The 17,233-nt window shown below is 65.5% G+C and carries 17 protein-coding genes and 1 tRNA gene; 12 read left to right on the forward strand and 6 right to left on the reverse strand.

Annotated elements, in window-relative coordinates:
- The first annotated feature begins 245 nt into the window (after positions 1–245).
- Entirely contained in the window at positions 246–743 is a 498-nt protein-coding gene (locus AC5RV2_RS02725) for a DUF456 domain-containing protein (protein ID WP_493979983.1), read from the forward strand.
- A gap of 78 nt (positions 744–821) precedes the next feature.
- On the opposite strand, the gene AC5RV2_RS02730 is transcribed toward AC5RV2_RS02725, so the two are convergent.
- The gene (locus tag AC5RV2_RS02730) at positions 822–1,283 is read right to left on the reverse strand and encodes an Lrp/AsnC family transcriptional regulator (protein ID WP_493989860.1); all 462 of its coding nucleotides are present in this window, start codon (positions 1,281–1,283) and stop codon (positions 822–824) included.
- 283 nt (positions 1,284–1,566) lie between these two features.
- Entirely contained in the window at positions 1,567–2,709 is a 1,143-nt protein-coding gene (locus tag AC5RV2_RS02735) for a thermonuclease family protein (RefSeq protein ID WP_494091066.1), read from the reverse strand.
- Between the two features lie 337 nt (positions 2,710–3,046).
- On the opposite strand from AC5RV2_RS02735, the gene AC5RV2_RS02740 reads away from it, so the two are divergent.
- The 3 genes from AC5RV2_RS02740 (at position 3,047) to AC5RV2_RS02750 (ending at position 5,232) form a co-directional block, all read left to right on the forward strand.
- Positions 3,047–3,421: a VOC family protein gene (locus AC5RV2_RS02740; protein WP_494091067.1), complete on the forward strand. Its 375-nt coding sequence runs from the start codon at positions 3,047–3,049 to the stop codon at positions 3,419–3,421.
- 114 nt (positions 3,422–3,535) lie between these two features.
- A tRNA-Ala gene (locus AC5RV2_RS02745) sits at positions 3,536–3,608 on the forward strand.
- Positions 3,609–4,041: 433 nt separating this feature from the next.
- Complete coding sequence (locus tag AC5RV2_RS02750) at positions 4,042–5,232, forward strand: NAD(P)/FAD-dependent oxidoreductase (RefSeq protein WP_494091068.1); 1,191 nt, start codon at positions 4,042–4,044, stop codon at positions 5,230–5,232.
- 160 nt (positions 5,233–5,392) lie between these two features.
- Here AC5RV2_RS02750 and AC5RV2_RS02755 read toward each other — a convergent pair whose 3' ends face one another.
- On the reverse strand, positions 5,393–5,878 hold the full coding sequence (locus tag AC5RV2_RS02755; RefSeq protein ID WP_494091069.1) for a MarR family winged helix-turn-helix transcriptional regulator: 486 nt from the start codon (positions 5,876–5,878) through the stop codon (positions 5,393–5,395).
- 382 nt (positions 5,879–6,260) lie between these two features.
- On the opposite strand from AC5RV2_RS02755, the gene AC5RV2_RS02760 reads away from it, so the two are divergent.
- Together AC5RV2_RS02760 and AC5RV2_RS02765 are read left to right on the forward strand one after the other, a co-directional pair.
- On the forward strand, positions 6,261–7,190 hold the full coding sequence (locus tag AC5RV2_RS02760) for an EamA family transporter (protein ID WP_494091070.1): 930 nt from the start codon (positions 6,261–6,263) through the stop codon (positions 7,188–7,190).
- 204 nt (positions 7,191–7,394) lie between these two features.
- Positions 7,395–8,945 (forward strand): hypothetical protein, encoded by a 1,551-nt coding sequence (locus AC5RV2_RS02765; protein WP_494091071.1) that lies wholly within the window; start codon positions 7,395–7,397, stop codon positions 8,943–8,945.
- Positions 8,946–9,028: 83 nt separating this feature from the next.
- Here the strand turns inward: AC5RV2_RS02765 and AC5RV2_RS02770 are convergent, their stop codons facing one another.
- The gene (locus AC5RV2_RS02770; protein WP_494091072.1) at positions 9,029–9,451 is read right to left on the reverse strand and encodes a four-helix bundle copper-binding protein; all 423 of its coding nucleotides are present in this window, start codon (positions 9,449–9,451) and stop codon (positions 9,029–9,031) included.
- 293 nt (positions 9,452–9,744) lie between these two features.
- On the opposite strand from AC5RV2_RS02770, the gene AC5RV2_RS02775 reads away from it, so the two are divergent.
- The 6 genes from AC5RV2_RS02775 to AC5RV2_RS02800 all read left to right on the forward strand — a co-directional run bounded on the left by AC5RV2_RS02775 (position 9,745) and on the right by AC5RV2_RS02800 (position 15,597).
- Positions 9,745–10,095: a heavy-metal-associated domain-containing protein gene (locus AC5RV2_RS02775; RefSeq protein WP_494091073.1), complete on the forward strand. Its 351-nt coding sequence runs from the start codon at positions 9,745–9,747 to the stop codon at positions 10,093–10,095.
- Positions 10,096–10,160: 65 nt separating this feature from the next.
- Positions 10,161–12,332, forward strand: a complete 2,172-nt coding sequence (locus AC5RV2_RS02780; RefSeq protein ID WP_494091074.1) for a copper-translocating P-type ATPase — start codon at positions 10,161–10,163, stop codon at positions 12,330–12,332.
- Between the two features lie 51 nt (positions 12,333–12,383).
- Positions 12,384–13,046 carry a DUF305 domain-containing protein gene (locus AC5RV2_RS02785; RefSeq protein WP_494091075.1) on the forward strand — a complete coding sequence of 221 codons (663 nt, stop codon included), beginning with the start codon at positions 12,384–12,386 and terminating at the stop codon, positions 13,044–13,046.
- Positions 13,047–13,103: 57 nt separating this feature from the next.
- The gene (locus AC5RV2_RS02790; RefSeq protein ID WP_494091076.1) at positions 13,104–13,469 is read left to right on the forward strand and encodes an ArsR/SmtB family transcription factor; all 366 of its coding nucleotides are present in this window, start codon (positions 13,104–13,106) and stop codon (positions 13,467–13,469) included.
- Positions 13,466–14,659, forward strand: a complete 1,194-nt coding sequence (locus AC5RV2_RS02795) for a cation diffusion facilitator family transporter (protein WP_494091077.1) — start codon at positions 13,466–13,468, stop codon at positions 14,657–14,659. The genes AC5RV2_RS02790 and AC5RV2_RS02795 overlap by 4 nt, the downstream gene beginning before the upstream one ends.
- 23 nt (positions 14,660–14,682) lie before the next feature.
- Positions 14,683–15,597, forward strand: a complete 915-nt coding sequence (locus tag AC5RV2_RS02800; protein ID WP_494091078.1) for an alpha/beta hydrolase — start codon at positions 14,683–14,685, stop codon at positions 15,595–15,597.
- A gap of 22 nt (positions 15,598–15,619) precedes the next feature.
- Here the strand turns inward: AC5RV2_RS02800 and AC5RV2_RS02805 are convergent, their stop codons facing one another.
- Both AC5RV2_RS02805 and AC5RV2_RS02810 read right to left on the reverse strand, forming a co-directional pair.
- Positions 15,620–16,633, reverse strand: a complete 1,014-nt coding sequence (locus AC5RV2_RS02805) for an MsnO8 family LLM class oxidoreductase (protein WP_494091079.1) — start codon at positions 16,631–16,633, stop codon at positions 15,620–15,622.
- A gap of 57 nt (positions 16,634–16,690) precedes the next feature.
- Positions 16,691–17,233, reverse strand: a 543-nt coding sequence (locus AC5RV2_RS02810; protein WP_494091080.1) for an amidohydrolase family protein, incomplete at its 5' end; no start/stop codon positions are given.

Raw genomic sequence — 17,233 nt, forward strand, 5'->3', positions numbered from 1 at the left:
TGCACGAATTGGACCTCCGGTTGAGTGATGGCCGGCCGTTGGAGGTGGCCGGCCCCTCAACTGTTGCCCGTGCGAATGAACGGGGATCGAAGGGGAAACGAGGTGCGCGCCACGTTTTAGTGACACACCCAGCCAGCCGCGCAGGGCGCCGCCCGCACGCAGGTCCTGCGACTACTGCGCGCAGATTACCCGCGACTGGGCAGGCCTGCCAGAATCCGTCCGGTGCGCCCCAGTAGGCTGGGTGGGTGGAAGCCCAGATACTCGCGACCGTCTTCTGCGGTCTGCTCATCGCCGTCGGCATTGCCGGCATCGTTGTCCCCGTGCTGCCCGGCACCATCACCATCGGCATCAGCCTGCTCGTCTGGGCCATCGTGCTGCAGAGCACGTTGGGCTGGGTGGTCTTCGCGATCGGGATGGTGTTCGTGGCCGCCGGCATGCTGGCCAGCCTGGTACTCACCGGGCGCCGGCTGAAACAACGGCAGGTGCCCAACTGGTCAATCCTGGCGGGCGTGCTGGTGGGTGTGGTCGGGATGTTCGTGATCCCCGTCGTCGGGCTGTTCATCGGGTTTGCCGCCGGGCTCCTGCTCAGCGAATACGCACGACGGCGGGACTTCGGCCAGGCGGTCGGGGCCAGCTGGGCGGCGCTCAAGGCCGTGGGCCTGGGCATGCTGGTGGAGCTCGGCTGTGCGTTTACCGCCGGCGCCGTCTGGGTGATCGGTGTGCTGGCGCATTTCTTCTTCTAGCGGTTTGCCCCGGGCCGGCAATCCCAGCCACCGGCTCTTTTCCACCGGTGCGGCCGTGCCGGCGCTGGCTCCGAACGGTCAGTCCTGCTTCAACAGGCCCGTGGTGCGGTAGGGAATCACCTCGCGCAGGAACATCTGCGTGGAGGTGCGGGTGATGCCGGGGCAGAAGCGGATTTCTTCGCTCACCCGATACAGATCGTCCGGGCTGCTGGCCACCACCCGGATCAGCAAGTCCGTATCGCCCGCCGGGGCGTGGCATTCCAGCACTTCCGGAATCTTCCGAAGCGCTTCCACGGCATCGTTGAGCTTGCTCTGGTCCAGTTCCGCACTCACCATGGCCATCACCCCGCGATTTAGCGCTTCCGGCAGCACCCGGGCCGAGTGCGTGCGCAGGCAACCCGAGGCAGCCAAGCGCTCGAGCCGCGAGTGGACGGTGCCGCGGGCCAGGCCGAGCCGCTGGGCCAGCATCATCACCGGAATGCGCGGGTCTTCATCCAGCGCCAGCAGGATCCGCCGGTCGGTCGCATCGAGTTGCTGCAAAATGACCACTTCCTGTCGAACGCCGTGCGACTGCTTGAACAGTCTGATCAATTGTAAGCCCAGCGCTTGCACGGATTGTCTGGAAGGTGCTCTGATACCTATCAGATCGGGCGAAGCCACAAGCTGCCAGCCCGTTGAGGTGCACGGTTCAGGCCCACGAAGCCGGAGCGGTGTCTGGGGGCCCGCGAAGCCCCGACCTTGTTGTTCACACAGCTGAAGACCCCTGCCAGTCCGGATGCGGACCGCCAGGGGTCTTGCTGTTGGTGCCGTGAAGGGCTAAGGGCTAAGGGCAGGGCGTCCACGAACGGCCGCCGGGTGCATAGCATCGGGGCCCGGTGTAGCCAGGGTAGGGATTGGAAGCCGGAGGCGCGGGGGCAGGAGCCTGTTGCTGTTGACGCCACTGCCGTTCTGCTTCGGCAATTTGCGCTTGCCTGGTGATTTCGGCCTGCCGAGCCGCCTCAGCCGCGGCAGCGGCCTGTGCTGCCGCTTGCTCGGCCGCCGCCCGTTCCGCTTGAGCGCGTTCCTTGGCCGCCTTCTTTTCAGCCGCAATCCGTTTCGCCTTGGCCTTCGCTTCCGCCTTCCGCTTTTCCTCGGCCGCTTTCTTCTCGGCGGCTGCCTTGTCCTCGGCAACCTTGAGCTTGTCGCGTTGCACCGACAGTTGTTGATGTTTCGCTTCGCCGGCTTTTATGGCGTCCGACAACTGGCTGCTGAGTTGCTTCCGGTCAGCAGTCGATAGAGCCGTCCACAGCACAGCATCTGCCGTGTGAGAAGCAGTGTGGAGCGTGGAGTCCACCGACTTTGCTGCTGCGATGGTCAAGGCCAAGGCAGTTACTGCCTCGGCTGTCGCGGACGAAGTGTCGGCTGGATTGCCTGCGGCTGTTGCCTCTACCTGTTCAATTGCCTCTTGGACTTGTCCGGGAATGGTGCAACCGATCGACGGGTCATACATGCCCTGCCCTGTTCCCGCTGCTTCCGACTGAGCCTCTTGCACCTGGCTCAGGTACTTCCGATTGGGCTCGTAGTAGACAGCGTGCCCTAAGCCCCGTCTGGCAATCTCTGCGTTTACCAGTGAGTCGCCGACGAAGACTGCTGCCAACGTGCGGCCATACCGGTCGTGACGCTCGACGTCGAAGTCGAGGCGGACCTTCGTGCCGGGCGGAGCGAGCTGTTCAAGATTCTGTGTCGCCTCGTGTCCCAAACATTCAACCGGCTGGCTGGGATTTTTGGTCTCCGGAGTATCGACGTTAAGGAGCCGTACCGTTTCTTCCCGGAAGTTGTAGTTGATGACCAACGTATCGCCGTCAACGACGCGCACGACCGAGCCTTGATCATGATTCACGGCTCCAACGACGGCGAGGCTTCCGGCTGCTATCCCGGCAGCGGCGACGGCAGCGATGGCCGTTTTTCCGACGATGGTGCTCGTCATGCCCAGCCATGCGCTTGAAAGGGCTGCGCCCAAAGGTGTGACCATTGATCCCCCAACAGTTTCTTATCCGGTATTAGTAAAATGAAGAGTATTCATTTTCTCCCATGCCTCGGAGAATCGACGCAGGGCTCGCAGTCGGCCGTAGCGTTTTACTCGAGAGAGGTAGCGACTGCCGGGGCTCGAGTGGGCTCACGTCTTCCCCGAGGCTCCCCGCGCCTGCAACACTGTTGAGCAGGAACCTGCGCTGTGATGGATCACCACCGGCCAAGCGCCACGGCCGGAAACGTGGGGACAAGCCCTACACATTCACGGTTGGGTCGACCCGGGAGGGGTTGCCATGAAGCTCACCAACAGCAAGGCCTACAGCGGTATCGCCGTTCATGATCTACAGGAGGCGCAACGCTTCTACCGCGATACTCTTGGCCTGAAAACGTCCGAGGAGTATGGCCTGATGTGGCTGCATCTGGCCGGCGGCCGGGACACGCTTGTTTATGAACAGCCGGACGCCGTTCCGGGGAGCTTCACGATCCTCAACTTTCAAGTGGATGACATCGAAACGGCCGTGACCGGACTGGCCTCGCAGGGAGTGCGGTTCGAGCGTTACGAGGGTTTTGCCCAGGACGACAAGGGCATCTTCCGCGAAGAAGGCCCCTACATCGCATGGTTCAAGGATCCATCCGGGAACGTGCTGTCCGTTCTGCAGGAGAAGTAGTAGTCCGAGCTCGACGCGGGCGGTACATCAAAAAGCTTTGGATTCATTTGGTATGCACGCGGGTCGATGCGCTACCCTTACACACGTGTGATTGCGCGGGTAACACGCGCATCCGGGGCTTTAGCTCAGTTGGTAGAGCGTTTCGTTCGCAATGAAAAGGTCAGGGGTTCGATTCCCCTAAGCTCCACTGAAGACGCGGGTCTTCTGTGGCTCCGGCTCGCAAGATACACACTTTCCCACACGCCTGGCAGTGATAAGTGCCTCGAGGCCGACGTTCGCCCTCGTCGTCATGCTGCCAAATCAGGGCGCAGAAACCGCCGACGCACTGGTCGCGCTGGTGCTCGCAGCCGCCAATCGCGACCACGCGCATGTGCCGTCACCAGCCCGCTACCGCCAGAACCGCCGGCCCAACGGCTGTTCCAGGACCCGCGGCTGGTCGCGGATCCGCCGCCGTAACGCCCCGGCCCCATCCTGCGCGGACCGCTGTTTTGGAGATCGAGGCCGACGTTTCATGACCCGGTCCCGGCTCGCTCCCGCCTTGACGGACGGCCCTGGGCGCTGTGGACTGTTCGGACGCGGCAGCGGCGGGGGCACAGCCGCCAATGACGGAAGGCCGAAACATGGACAAGCACCATCAGGTAGTGGTTGTCGGCGGCGGCAATGCGGGAATCTCGCTGGCCGCGCGGCTTCGCCGGTGGAAGGTTGAGGACATTGCAATCATCGAACCTCGGGACCAGCACTACTTCCAACCGCTGTTCTCCCACATAGGAGCCGGAGCTGCACGGATGGCCGAAGCAGTCCGCCCCCAAACGGATGTCATGCCCCAGGGCGTTGACTGGATCCGCGGGGAGGCGGCCGACGTGCGGCCGGAGGAGAACGTCGTCGTCCTGGCCGGAGGCGACCGCGTTAGTTACGAGCACTTGGTGGTCTGTCCTGGCCTGCAGTTGGACTGGGATGCCGTTCCCGGGCTGGCCGAGGCGATGGCCTCGCCGCACGGCTCATCCAATTACGACGCCGAGCTGGTTCCCAAGACCTGGGACCTGGTGCGAGCGCTGCGCTCCGGCACCGCCGTATTCACTCAGCCGCCCGGGCCCGCCAAGTGTTCAGGTGCCGCGCAAAAAATTGCCTACATGGCCTGCGACTACTGGCGCGAACAGGGCGTGCTGCAGGACATCAACGTGCACTTGGTGGTGCCCACGCCCACCGTCTTCGGGATGCCGGAGGTGGACCGGGAGCTGGAGCGCAAGATCAGCGAGTACGGGATCACGCTCTGGACCTCCACCACCGTCGCCTCGGTCAATCCTGAGGCACAGACCCTGGTGCTGCGCGGCTCCTCGGGGGAGCGGGAAATGCGGTACGACCTGCTGCACGCGGTTCCGCCGCAATCGGCGCCGGACTGGTTGAAAGCCACTTCACTGCCGCCGAGGGGGAGCGGTGGCGGCTTTGTCGAGGTGGATCCAGAGATTCTGCGCCATCCGCGTTTTCCCAACGTCTGGTCCCTCGGCGACGCCGCCGGAACACGGAACTCCAAGTCCGGCGGGGCGCTCCGCAAGCAGACCACAGTACTGGCGAAGAACCTCACCGCTGTTCTGGCCGGGCGAGCGCCTGGCGCGCGTTATAACGGCTACTCAGTCTGCCCGTTCACGCTGAGCCGCCGCACCGCGTTCTTTGCCGAGTTCGACGACCAATACCGCCCCCAGCCGAGCTACCCGGTCCTCAGGATGGCCAAGGAGCGGCGCTGGCAGTGGGTGATGGACCGGCGGATCTTGCCGCAGATCTACTGGCACCTGATTCTGAAGGGACGGGCCTGAGCGTCTCGCCATCTTGCTCGTGTTCCTTGGAAAAGAGGGCCGGCAGTTGTCCCTGGTCGGCATGAAGCAAGGGTGTGAGGCCAGATTCTGTTGAGTTCGGCACTGTTGACGTCGAGCCTCATCTTCGACGAATGCTCTTCAAACAGTAACGGGGGTCCCGCTAGCTGAAGCCCGATTCGAGCTTCGCCAGGAGCGATGCCAGGGAGTCTTTCTCGGCTTTGCTGAGTGAGCTAAGCAAATCGTGCTCGGTTCGGACGTGGTCTGGCAGCGCCTGCTCGATAAGGCCGAGACCTCTGGATGTCAGTGTGACCTGTTTGCCCCGGCCGTCCGCTTCGTTTTTTGAGCGGGTGATCAGACCCTTTTCTTCAAGCCGGTTTAGTCTCTGGGCGATGGCGGCAGAGGTAACCATGGCACTGCTGGTCAGTTCACTAGGGCTCAGCGTGTAGGGGGCTCCGGACCTCCGAAGGGTTGCAAGAACGTCAAACGATGCGGAGTCCAGCCCGTGATCAGCGAAGGTGCGTGCGAGCCTGGTGTCGATCATTCTGGAGATGCGTGAAATGCGCCCGATCACCGCCATGGGAGAAACATCCAGGTCGGGACGTTCGGCAGCCCACTGGCCCAGGATCGATTCCAAATGGTCGTTCATACGCTCCAACCTATTATGTGCTAATAAATCTGGTTTTCATGTGCCGGTTCAAACCCATTCAGATGTTCGGGAACGGCTGATGCCGCGCCGGGCCAGATGGCGTTGAACAGATGGCCGGTCTGAACATCAACTCCCGAACGTCGAAGAGACCATTGCAGATATCTAAGTGCTTAGCTATTATATCTAAGCACTTAGATATCTTACTCCTTGAGTAGCTCCAAGATGGGACGCTCCAAATCCGTCAGTAGACACGACAAACGGGTCCGGAGCACGCGATCCGGATGAATAGCCCCTCGAACGGGGTGAAACATTCCTGTCGGTCCGCCGTGCGGCGACAGGCCGGCCTGCGGCAGCAGCTCAAGCACATCCGTTAGGGGGAAGCATGGCCGGCGCCGCCGTCATCCTGCTTACTGCCATCGCGCCACTTGCCTGGGGGACCACCTATGTGGTGACCTCCGAGCTGTTGCCGGAGGGCTACCCGTTGTTCTCCGCGATGATCCGGGCACTGCCCGCCGGGATCATCGGGCTGGTTTTCACCCGCCGGCTGCCGAGGGGAGGGTGGTGGTGGAAGGCGGTGGTGCTGGGCATGTTGAACATCGGGGCGTTCTTCCCGTTGCTGTTCGCGGCCGCCTACCGGCTGCCAGGCGGGGTGGCCTCCGCCCTCGGGGCGACCCAGCCGCTGATCGTTGCCCTGCTAGCCGTGATCGTGCTCCGGGAGCGCTTGTCGGGCTGGCGGCTGGGCTGGGGCTTCATCGGTCTGGCCGGCGTCTCCCTCGTAGTTCTCCGCTCCGCCGCGCTGCTGGATGCCACCGGAGTCGCAGCCGGACTGGCCAGTGCGGCCGCAATGGCTGCCGGCGTCACTCTCACCAAGCGATGGGGCCGGCCGCCGGGGGTTGGGCCTGTTGCGCTGGCAGGCTGGCAGCTGACTGCCGGCGGCCTGTTCCTGCTGCCGGTGACGTTGTTGCTGGAAGGCATCCCGCCACACCTGGACCTCCCGGCGGTTGCTTGCTATGCGTGGCTGGGGACTGTCGGCGGGCTCGCTGCTTACGTGATCTGGTTCTGGGGCATCGGACGCATCCCGGTTGCCGCGGTGGCGGTGCTGGGCCTGCTGTCCCCGCTGGTAGCCGCGGCCTTGGGGGCGCTGCTGCTGGGGCAGGTGCTGGGTCCGTGGCAGGTGGTGGGCTTCGGCTTGTCCCTGACGGCGATCGTTGCCGCCCAACTGCCCGCTCCTCCCGGAGCCATGCCCAGCACAACCGCTGCCCGCGGAAGACCCTTGATTCCTGCGGCGTCCCAAACCGCCAGCGACAAATGAGTCCTCCCCGCATTCAGGAACCGGCTGTTCCTGTCCGAAGGCAAATGCGGCTCCCGTCCCACGATTTGGCACCCCTACTTCGAGGCGGGAACTGGCGCGGTTTTCCCAGATCCCTTACGGATCAGCCCTTACGTCCGATTGCATCCCTTAGCACCCGTGCCCGCATTCGCGCAGTGCGGCAGCACTATGAACGGATCCAGTTTGATGAAGGCCCTCATCCGCGCGCTCCTGGGAACAGTCCTGGCGACGACCATCCTCGCATCAGCCCTGGTTGTCAGCACCCCGGCCCAGGCCGCGGCACCGCGAAACGCGACCTACCAGACCTATACCGCTCCCAACGGTGCCAGCAGTAAATATCACGTCTACGCCAACGGAATCGATACGAAGAAGCCGGTCGGCGTCCTATTCGTCTTTCACGGTGACTACTCCTACCCGGCGCAGTCCTACGTCCACCACCCCAACGGGTCCATCATGAAGAAGATGGCGGCCGAGGCGGCCAAGAAGAACATGATCATGGTTCCCGTCATCACCCCCGACAAGAAAGGCGGCATCACCTGGTGGGAGGACGCCGACCGCAACGGTGACTATTTCCGGGCCTTGGCAGGAACACTGATCGCCAAATACAAGCTCGACACCCGCCGCATCTGGTTCCACGGCTACTCCGGCGGAGCCGAGTTCATCACCTATGAACTCCTCGCAGACCGACAGGATTGGATAAAGGGCGGCGGGGCCACCATCGTCGGCGGCGGCGGATACACGGGCATGGAAACCACCGCTCCCGCGGCGGTGAAGAAGATGAAGCTGCACTGGATCTGCGGCAGCCGGGACGGACGCGGCGGCACCAGCTTGAAAACCTGGTCAGCCCTGGGCAGCGCCAAGAGCGCTGAGAAAAAATACAAGAGCCTCGGGTTCACCAACACGAAGATGACCATCCTCCCGGGGGTCACGCACTACACCTATGACATGCCGAAGCTGCTCGCCAACGACCTGAAGGCCCTGCCGGCCGCCGTCGCCCCGGCCAAGGCCATGTCGGGTGATGTCGCAGCGGTGGACTCCGCAGGCAAGCTCTACCTATACCCGTCCGCCAAGGGGAAGGACTTGAACAAGCGCTTCTACGTTTCGGCCGGATGGGGAGCAGCGCGAGCGGTGGAGATCGCCGACTGGAACGGCGACGGCACGCAGGACCTGATTGCCAACTGGGAGGACGGCCGGCTCACCGTCGACTACGGGCAAAAGAGCGGTGGCTTCAAACGCTCCACCCTGGGCACGAGCGGATGGCAGCACAACACCATCCTCGTCACCAAGTGGAAGACCGCGGACAAGTACCCGGGCATCATCGCCAAGAACCGTGACGGCAGGCTGTACTCCTACGCGAATCCCGCCGGCACAAACCCCGAGCGGCGGAAGCTGCTGAGCTCCGGCAACTGGAAGGGCATGGACGTGATGGCCCTGGACTTCGACGGAGACCAGAAGATGGACTTGGTCGCCCGCACCGCGGCCGGGCAGTTGAAGCTCTACCGCTCCAACGGCAAAGGCAACCTCATCAGCGAGACCCGGAAGGTGATCGCCAAGTGGGGTTGGAATGCCGTGACGCATCTGTCCGCTGCCGAGGATCACGTGACCGCCGGCCAGTCCGGCATCCTCGCCCGCGACAAGAAAGGCAACCTGCACTTTTACCCGGTCTCCTCGAAAAAGATCCAAAAGCGCATCACTGTAGGTGTCGGCGGCTGGAACGGACTGAAGATCGGCTCCTAGCCGGACCTGCCGCGGGCCCCGGGGGTCCCGGGCCCGCGGCAGGAGGCTGCGCGCCACCGCAGCGAGACAAGAGGTGGGCCGGCCTATTCGGATGCGCCGCTTCCCAGCGACGCCAAGAGTTCGTCACAGGCGCGTTCACAGCGGCGGCAAGCCTCCGCGCAGACCTTGCACTGTTCGTGCATCTCCGCGTGCTGGCCGCATTCGTCGGCGCAGGCCTTGCAGGCAGTCCGACAGGCTTCCAGGAGTGCCCTGGTGATGTTGGCGTCGTAGCCCGTGTGGCGCGAGAGGATGCGACCGGTGGTTGCGCAGATGTCGGCGCAGTCCAGATTCGTGCGGATGCACTTGGTGAGGTCGGCAACCATGTCCTCCGAGAGGCACGCGTCGGCGCACGCGGTGCACGTCTGAGCGCATTCGAAGCAGGCGGCAATACACTCCGCCAGCTTCTGGCGGTCCACGCCGCCCAGGTCCTTGGGGTAGGTATCGAGCATCGAGCTGATGTGCGTCATGATCTGCTCCTGTCGTCCGGTTTCTGGCCGACGGCGGTCGGCCGCCTCCCAAGCACCGTAGCCCTTACCTTGGGACTGTGGCCACTGCCGCAGCAGCATCCCCAACCCTTGCCAGCCCCTTGACTTATACCCCCCGGGGGTATAAGTTCGGATTCACCGGAACAAGCGTCACGAGCCCGCTAGGGCTTCAACGCAGTGAAGGTCCTCACCGGCTTCGGCGGCGGAGCGTCATTCCCTTGGTCTGGCGTTCCCACTTCCCGCAGCCAGCACCAACGACGTGTGAGGAGAACACCATGGCCGAATCCCTCGAGCGGGAACTGTCCCTGACCGCCAAGTCCGCACAAGGATGCACCTGCTGCGCCCCGACAGGCGCCTCCGGAGAACGAACCGAGCGCCGCGAGCCGGAGGCTTCGTCGATGTTGCCGGCCGTTCAGGCAGAGTACCGGGTTGCCGGCATGACCTGCGGACACTGCGCCTCCAGCGTCACGAATGCGCTGGGCGCTCTCGACGACGTGAGCGACGTGCAGGTCGCCCTCGTGCCCGGCGGCATTTCCACCGTCACCCTTCTGGCCGCATCGCCCGTCAGCGAGTCCGCCGTCCGGTCGGCCATCGGCGACGCCGGCTACGAACTTATTGCCTCCTGAAGATCAGGTTCCCCGCGAAGGGCCGCCCCGCTTTCAAAGGCAGGGGCGCCCGCGAAAGAAGAGTCATGAAAAGCGAGCATTCGCACCACCTCGACAATTCGGTCCCGCACACCCAAAGCCCTGGGCACCGCCATCAGGGCCAGGGCCCGATGGTGACCGACCACGATACGCACGGGCAGGCCATGCCGGACGGACCCGTCCATTCGGCGGTGGACGAGGAACATGCCGTCCATACGCATGGCCAGCACGCCGGGCACAGCACGGCGATGTTCAAGAACAAGTTCTGGCTGTCCCTGGTACTGTCGGTCCCGGTAATCTTCTTCAGCCCGATGTTCGCCATGCTCCTGGGCTATACGGTCCCGGAGTTCCCCGGGGCGGCGTGGATCCCGCCGGTACTTGGCACCATTATTTACTTCTACGGCGGCACCCCCTTCCTGAAGGGCGCGGTGAAGGAACTGCGGTCCCGGCAGCCGGGCATGATGCTGCTGATTGGAATGGCCATCACGGTCGCCTTCGCCGCCTCCTGGATCACAACGCTCGGCATCGGCGGGTTCGACCTGGACTTCTGGTGGGAACTCGCGCTGCTGATCGTGATCATGCTGTTGGGCCACTGGATGGAAATGCGTGCGCTGGGCTCCGCGCAGGGAGCACTCGACGCGCTGGCTGCCCTGCTGCCGGATGAGGCGGACGTGGTCGACAGCGATGGATCTGTCCAAACCGTGCCGGTCGGGTCGCTCGCCACCGGCGATGTCGTGCTGGTGCGCTCCGGCGCCCGCGTGCCGGCCGACGGGCGGATCATCGACGGCGGCGCGGAGTTCGACGAATCGATGATCACCGGGGAATCCAAAGCCGTCGCCCGGGCGACCGGCGACACGGTGGTCGCCGGTACGGTCGCCACGGACAACTCGGTGCGAGTGCGGATTACTGCAGTGGGCTCCGACACGGCGCTGGCGGGCATCCAGCGCCTCGTGGCCGAAGCCCAGGCCTCGTCGTCCCGAGCCCAGGCCCTGGCCGACCGGGCTGCTGCCCTGCTGTTCTACTTCGCGCTGGTGGCCGGCATCATCACCTTCGGGGCCTGGCTGCTGCTCGGAAGTCCCGATGAGGCCGTCGTCCGCACGGTGACCGTTCTGGTCATCGCCTGCCCGCATGCGCTGGGCCTGGCGATCCCGCTGGTCATCGCTATCTCCACCGAACGCGCCGCCCGCTCCGGCGTGCTGATCAAGAACCGCATCGCCCTGGAGCGGATGCGCACCATCGACGTCGTCCTGTTCGACAAGACCGGCACGCTGACCGAAGGCGAACACGCGGTTACCGCCGTCGCCGCAGTGGAGGGCGTGACCGAAGGCGAGCTGCTGGCCCTGGCTGCGGCCGCCGAATCCGACAGCGAACACCCCGTCGCCCGCGCGATCGTCCGGGCTGCTGCTGAACACGCCGAGGCAGCACGACTGGGCCTGACCGGCCGCAACTTCACCTCCAGCACCGGCCGGGGCGTGCGCGCCGTGGTGAACGGGGCCGACATCTCCCTGGGCGGGCCGAACATGCTCCGTGAGTTGAACCTGGCCGAGGCGGCGGACGTAGCCCAAGAAACCTCGGCGTGGATGGATCGGGGTGCCGGCGTGCTGCACGTGGTCCGCGACGGCACGATTATTGGGGCGCTGGCCTTGGAAGACAAGGTCCGTCCCGAGTCCCGGGCGGCGGTCAGGGCTCTGCAGGAGCGTGGGCTCAAGGTCGCCATGATCACCGGGGACGCCCGCCAGGTCGCAAACTCCGTGGGCCGCGACCTGGGCATCGACGAGGTCTTCGCCGAGGTCCTGCCGCAGGACAAGGACAAGAAGGTCACCGAATTGCAGCAACGCGGCTTGAAAGTGGCGATGGTCGGCGACGGCGTCAACGACTCGCCAGCCTTGGCCCGCTCGGAAGTCGGCATCGCCATCGGAGCCGGCACCGACGTTGCGATGGAATCTGCCGGCGTCGTCTTGGCGGGCAACGACCCCCGGTCCGTGCTGTCGATGATCGACCTGTCCCGGGCCAGCTACCGGAAGATGATTCAGAACCTGATCTGGGCGACCGGCTACAACATCATCGCCGTGCCGCTGGCCGCCGGGGTGTTGGCCTTCGCCGGGGTCGCGATCTCCCCGGCCATCGCGGCGATCCTGATGTCCGTTTCCACCATCGTGGTCGCCCTCAACGCCCAGCTGCTGCGGCGGATTGACCTGGACCCGGAACGAATCCAGTAGCGGCGCGGAGACACAGCCGCACGAGCAAAAGCTATCTCGAAGGAACACACCATGAAGCATGACCTGACCCTGTCCGCTGCCGCCCTCGCCGCCGTCCTCGCGCTCGCCGGCTGTGCAACCGGAGACTCCGGCAGCCAGACCGCGCCTGGACCGACCGCCGCGGCCACTGGGACAGCGCCTCAGGCCGGGGCGGAAACCGGCACCGAGCACAACGACGCCGACACGAGGTTCGCGCAGATGATGATCCCGCATCATCGGCAGGCCGTGGAGATGAGCGAGACCATGTTGTCCAAGGAAGGTCTGGACGCGCGGATCACCGAGCTGGCGACCCGCATCAAGGAAGCACAGGGCCCGGAAATCGACCGAATGACCGCCATGCTTAAAGCCTGGGGAGAAGCGGTCGGTATGTCCGCGGGCGCCGGCGGCATGGAAGGCCACGACATGCACGGCGCAGAATCCGGGGAGGCCGGCATGGGTGCCATGGAAGGAATGATGTCGGAGGAAGATCTGGCACGGCTGGAGTCCGCGCAGGGCCCCGAGGCGGCCAAGTTGTTTTTGACCCAGATGATCGCCCACCATGAGGGCGCCGTGAAGATGGCCGAGCAGGAAGTCGAACAGGGTTCCAACCCGCAGGTTAAGGAACTGGCACAGACCATCATCGAAGACCAGGAAGGGGAGATCCAGGAAATGCAGGACCTCCTTGCCAGCCTCTGACCGCTCTCCAGCCGGTGAACCATTGCCGTCCGGGCCGGGGCGTGCAATTATCTGCAAATGAATGCAGGTAAGAAGGGTTGCAGCCTCGGCGTAGACAGCCAGTATGTTGAGCTGGCCGTCGAGGTCTTTGCGATGCTGGCAGACGCCACGCGCGTGCGCATCATCCTGGCCCTGCGGGATACCGAGCTGCCGGTGAACGAACTGGCCGAAACGGTGGGAAAGTCGCCGGCGGCGGTATCGCAGCATTTGGCGAAACTGCGCCTGGGACGCATCGTGGCGACGCGGCAGGAGGGCACCAAGGTGTACTACCGGCTGGAGAACGAACACGCCCGGCAGCTGGTTGCCGATGCTGTTTTCCAGGCGGAGCATTCCCTCGGTGGTCTTCCGGCACATCACAACGACCCCCGGCCGCAGGCGTCATGAGCGCGCATCCGCAGGCCGGACACTCTGCAGCCGGAGAGGCCGGAGAGGCCGCAGACGAGCACGGACGGGATCCCGGCGACCACGGAAACAGCCACGGCGACCACGGGCACGGCCACGATGACGATGACCACGACGACGGCGGCCACGGGCACAGCCACGATGACGATGACCACGACGACGGCGGCCACGGGCACAGCCACGACCACAGCCACCCGACGGGGCTGAAAGGGTTCCTTCACGGACTTTTTGTCCCGCACAGCCACGACACCGCCGACTCCATCGACGACGCACTGGAATCCAGCGCAAAGGGCATCCGGGCGGTAAAGCTGAGCCTGGCAGGGCTCGGCGCCACCGCCGTGCTGCAGCTGGTTGTCGTGGTCATTAGCGGCTCGGTCGCCCTGCTGGCCGACACGATCCATAATTTTTCCGATGCGCTGACCGCCATCCCGCTGTGGATCGCCTTCATCCTGGGCACGCGGCAGCCCACCCGCCGTTATACGTTTGGCCTGGGCCGGGCCGAGGACCTTGCCGGCCTGTTCATCGTGGCCATGATCGCGCTTTCGGCCCTGGGCGCCGGCTGGCAGTCCATCGACCGGCTGCTGAACCCGCAGCCCCTGCACAACCTGGGCTGGGTCCTCGCGGCAGGACTCGTCGGTTTTGCCGGCAACGAGTTGGTGGCCATCTACCGGATCAGGGTCGGCCGGAGCATCGGCTCGGCCGCGTTGGTGGCCGACGGCATCCACGCCCGCACGGATGGGTTTACCTCCCTGGCCGTGGTTCTGGGTGTCATTGGGGTCTGGCTGGGTTTTCCGCTGGCCGACCCCATTGTTGGTCTGGTCATCACCGCGGCGATCATTGTCCTGCTCTGGGGCACCGCCCGGGACATCGGCCGCCGCCTGCTCGACGGTGTGGAGCCTGAGCTCGTCGACCGTGCCGAACAGGTCCTGCTGGCCGAGAGCGAAGTCAGGGGACTGTCGGAGGTGCGGCTTCGCTGGAATGGCCATCGGCTCAATGTCTCCGCCGCGGTTCTGGTGGACCCGGCGATGACCGTCGACGGTTACCACGTTCTCCGGCGGCGGCTGGGCGCCAGGCTGCGCGGGGCACTGCCCGGAATCGGCTACCTGTCCCTGACGCCTTCACCCGCCGAAGCCGACAGCACGGGTCCGGGTTCAGCTGGCAGCCGTAAGTGAGCGTCGTCGGGATGGATCAGGGCGTGGGTTTCACTGCGGCCGACCGCAGGTATGAGCCCTACGTCCGTCCTGTCGGCCCGTCGGTTGAACGACGCGCAGAAACCTGGGCGTGGCGCGGGTGGGACGTACACGTTGAACACGTCGGGTCCCTGGAAGCGCCGGTGCGGATGCTTTTGGTGCACGGCGGGGGAGGGAACGCTGCGGCCATGTGGCCCTTTGCCGCGCATCTGTCGCAACTGGGAGCCCTCGTCACGCTCGTTGACCTTCCGGGCTATGGACGTACGCGTCCCCGCGGAAGCGCGCGCATCTCGTACCAGGATTGGCAGCTGCTTCTGGCGGACCTCGCGGCGCGGATCGCCGACCAGAGGCCGCTGCTGCTCCTGGGCGCCAGCATGGGCGGCATGCTGGCGCTGGACGCGGCTGCTGTGAGCGGCAGGGGTGACCGGGTGATTGTGACGTGCCTGCTCGACGCCACCGATCCTGACGTTCGGTCGGCCGTCGTGCGTTCCCCGTGGATGGCCCGGCTCGCGGCGCCCTTTCTCACGACCATCAGAGGGCCGGTTCAGCGGATACCTTTTCCGCTGCGGTGGGTCGCCCCGATGCGGAAGATTTCCAACGACCCCGAACTATCCGCCCAGGTCCTGCGCGATTCGCGCGGCGGGGGAGGTTCCATGCCGCTGGGTTGGTTCCGGTCGTTCCTGGAGGCCGGCCCGGCAGTGCCGCCGGAGTCATATGGCGGACCGCCCGTCCTGCTGGTCCATCCGGGCGAGGATCGGTGGACCCCCACGGGGATCAGCAGCCGGTTCCTGAGCCGGCTTGCCGGGAACCATCGACTGGTTGAGCTCGAGGGATGCGGACATTTTCCAGTGGAAGAACCGGGCTTCCAGAAGTTTCTCGACGTCGTCCGCATGGAAGTCGAATCCGTGGCCGGAGCCTGACCCACACCCGCCGCCAAACGGTTCACCTGAGTTGACCCCCGAGGCCGAGGAGCGCGGCAAGCCGCCGGTCCGTGTCGGCCAGCGCGGCCGTGTCGAAGGTGTTGGTGGTGACCATGAGCTCGTTGGCGCCGGTCACCTCCAGCAGGCGTCCGAGCCGCCGGCCCACCTGGTCGGCGGTTCCGTGCACCGAGGCGGCCAGGGACTCGGCCACCAGGCGCTCCTGCCTAGAGGTCATCGGAGCCGACCGGATGGAGTCGGCGGGCGCGAGGGGCGGGAACTCCCCGCGGGTGCGGGACAACGCCATTGCCCACGCCTCGGGCAGCAGCAGGTCCCGCGCCTCGTCGGCCGTTTCGGCAACGGCCACGGTGGCGGAGGCGATCACATATGGCTCGGGGCAAGAGGGGGAGGGCCGAAAATTCTTTCGGTAGCGACCCAGAACCCCGCGGGCCGGTTCCGGATTGCTGCCGGTAAAGGCAGGACCGCCCACCACGACGGCGAGGCCGGCCTTGGCGGCGAGGTCCACCCCCTTGCCGGTAGCCAACACGAAAAGCGGCGTCGCACCGCCGTCGTACGGGCGGGCGGTGACGGCGGCGCTGCCGTCGAGATAGGCCATCAGTTCTGCCAGGTCCTCGCCGAAGCGGTCCGCGGCGTCCTTCTCCTGCCGCAGCGCCGAGCGTACCGCCGGCGTGAATCCTACGGAACGTCCTATCCCGAGATCGATCCGGCCGGGAAAAAGCGCCTGCAGGGTGGCTGCCTGTTCGGCCACCACCAGCGGTTGGTGGTTAGGCAGCATCACTCCGCCGGAGCCGACGCGGATGCGTTCGGTCTGCGATGCCACCGCGGCCATCAGCACCGTCGGAGCCGAACCGGCGATCCCCGGCACGCCGTGGTGTTCGGCCACCCAGAAGCGGTGGTAGCCCAGCTGCTCGGCATACCGTGCCCGGCGGATGGTGGCGCCCAGGGCCGCCGACGCCGACGTGCCCTCGCGGGCGTTGGCGCGGTCCAGGATGGAGACCGGAAGGGAGGCAGGCTGCATACCAGTCACAACGTGGCCGGCAGGCTGGTATTCCATCCCCGCCGGTCGGGGCCGCGCTCAGTGACGGTCCAGCCACCGGCCCCGGCGCATGACCCCGGTGACCGCCAGAGCTTCATCGATGATCACGAGGTCGGCCAACGTGCCGTCAGCCAAGGTGCCGACGCTGCCGGCCAGGCCGATGGTCCGGGCCGGGACCACGGTGGCCGACCGGAGGGCCTGGTCGAAGGGCACTCCGGCCTCGACGGCGTTCCGCAACACGTCCATCATGTCGGCGGTGCCCCCGGCGATGGCTCCGGAGGCCAGGCGGGCCACTCCCGAGTGCACCCGCACCTCCGCCGGTCCCAGGGAATACACGCCGTCGGATAGTCCGGCCGCCGCCATCGAATCGGTGACCAAGGCGATGTTGTCGGCGCCCAGCAGTTCGAACATGGTCGCGACGAGGTCGGGGTGCAGGTGGATATTGTCAGCGATGAGCTCCACGACCGCCTCGCCGGCCCGGGCGGCCCGCAGGCAGGCGCTCACGGCGCCGGGGGAGCGGTGGTGCAGCGGCTCCATTCCGTTGAACAGGTGCGTCACCGTGGGCACCGCCGACGCGTCGCC

This window comes from Arthrobacter sp. Y3225116 (assembly GCF_059091245.1).

Bases quoted from the DNA above. Each gene is read 5' to 3' on its own strand.
- AC5RV2_RS02735 (WP_494091066.1), bottom strand. From the start codon at position 2,709: ATGACGAGCACCATCGTCGGAAAAACGGCCATCGCTGCCGTCGCCGCT.
- AC5RV2_RS02740 (WP_494091067.1), top strand. From the start codon at position 3,047: ATGAAGCTCACCAACAGCAAGGCCTACAGCGGTATCGCCGTTCATGAT.
- AC5RV2_RS02750 (WP_494091068.1), top strand. From the start codon at position 4,042: ATGGACAAGCACCATCAGGTAGTGGTTGTCGGCGGCGGCAATGCGGGA.
- AC5RV2_RS02755 (WP_494091069.1), bottom strand. From the start codon at position 5,878: ATGAACGACCATTTGGAATCGATCCTGGGCCAGTGGGCTGCCGAACGT.
- AC5RV2_RS02760 (WP_494091070.1), top strand. From the start codon at position 6,261: ATGGCCGGCGCCGCCGTCATCCTGCTTACTGCCATCGCGCCACTTGCC.
- AC5RV2_RS02765 (WP_494091071.1), top strand. From the start codon at position 7,395: ATGAAGGCCCTCATCCGCGCGCTCCTGGGAACAGTCCTGGCGACGACC.
- AC5RV2_RS02770 (WP_494091072.1), bottom strand. From the start codon at position 9,451: ATGACGCACATCAGCTCGATGCTCGATACCTACCCCAAGGACCTGGGC.
- AC5RV2_RS02775 (WP_494091073.1), top strand. From the start codon at position 9,745: ATGGCCGAATCCCTCGAGCGGGAACTGTCCCTGACCGCCAAGTCCGCA.
- AC5RV2_RS02780 (WP_494091074.1), top strand. From the start codon at position 10,161: ATGAAAAGCGAGCATTCGCACCACCTCGACAATTCGGTCCCGCACACC.
- AC5RV2_RS02785 (WP_494091075.1), top strand. From the start codon at position 12,384: ATGAAGCATGACCTGACCCTGTCCGCTGCCGCCCTCGCCGCCGTCCTC.
- AC5RV2_RS02790 (WP_494091076.1), top strand. From the start codon at position 13,104: ATGAATGCAGGTAAGAAGGGTTGCAGCCTCGGCGTAGACAGCCAGTAT.
- AC5RV2_RS02795 (WP_494091077.1), top strand. From the start codon at position 13,466: ATGAGCGCGCATCCGCAGGCCGGACACTCTGCAGCCGGAGAGGCCGGA.
- AC5RV2_RS02805 (WP_494091079.1), bottom strand. From the start codon at position 16,633: ATGCAGCCTGCCTCCCTTCCGGTCTCCATCCTGGACCGCGCCAACGCC.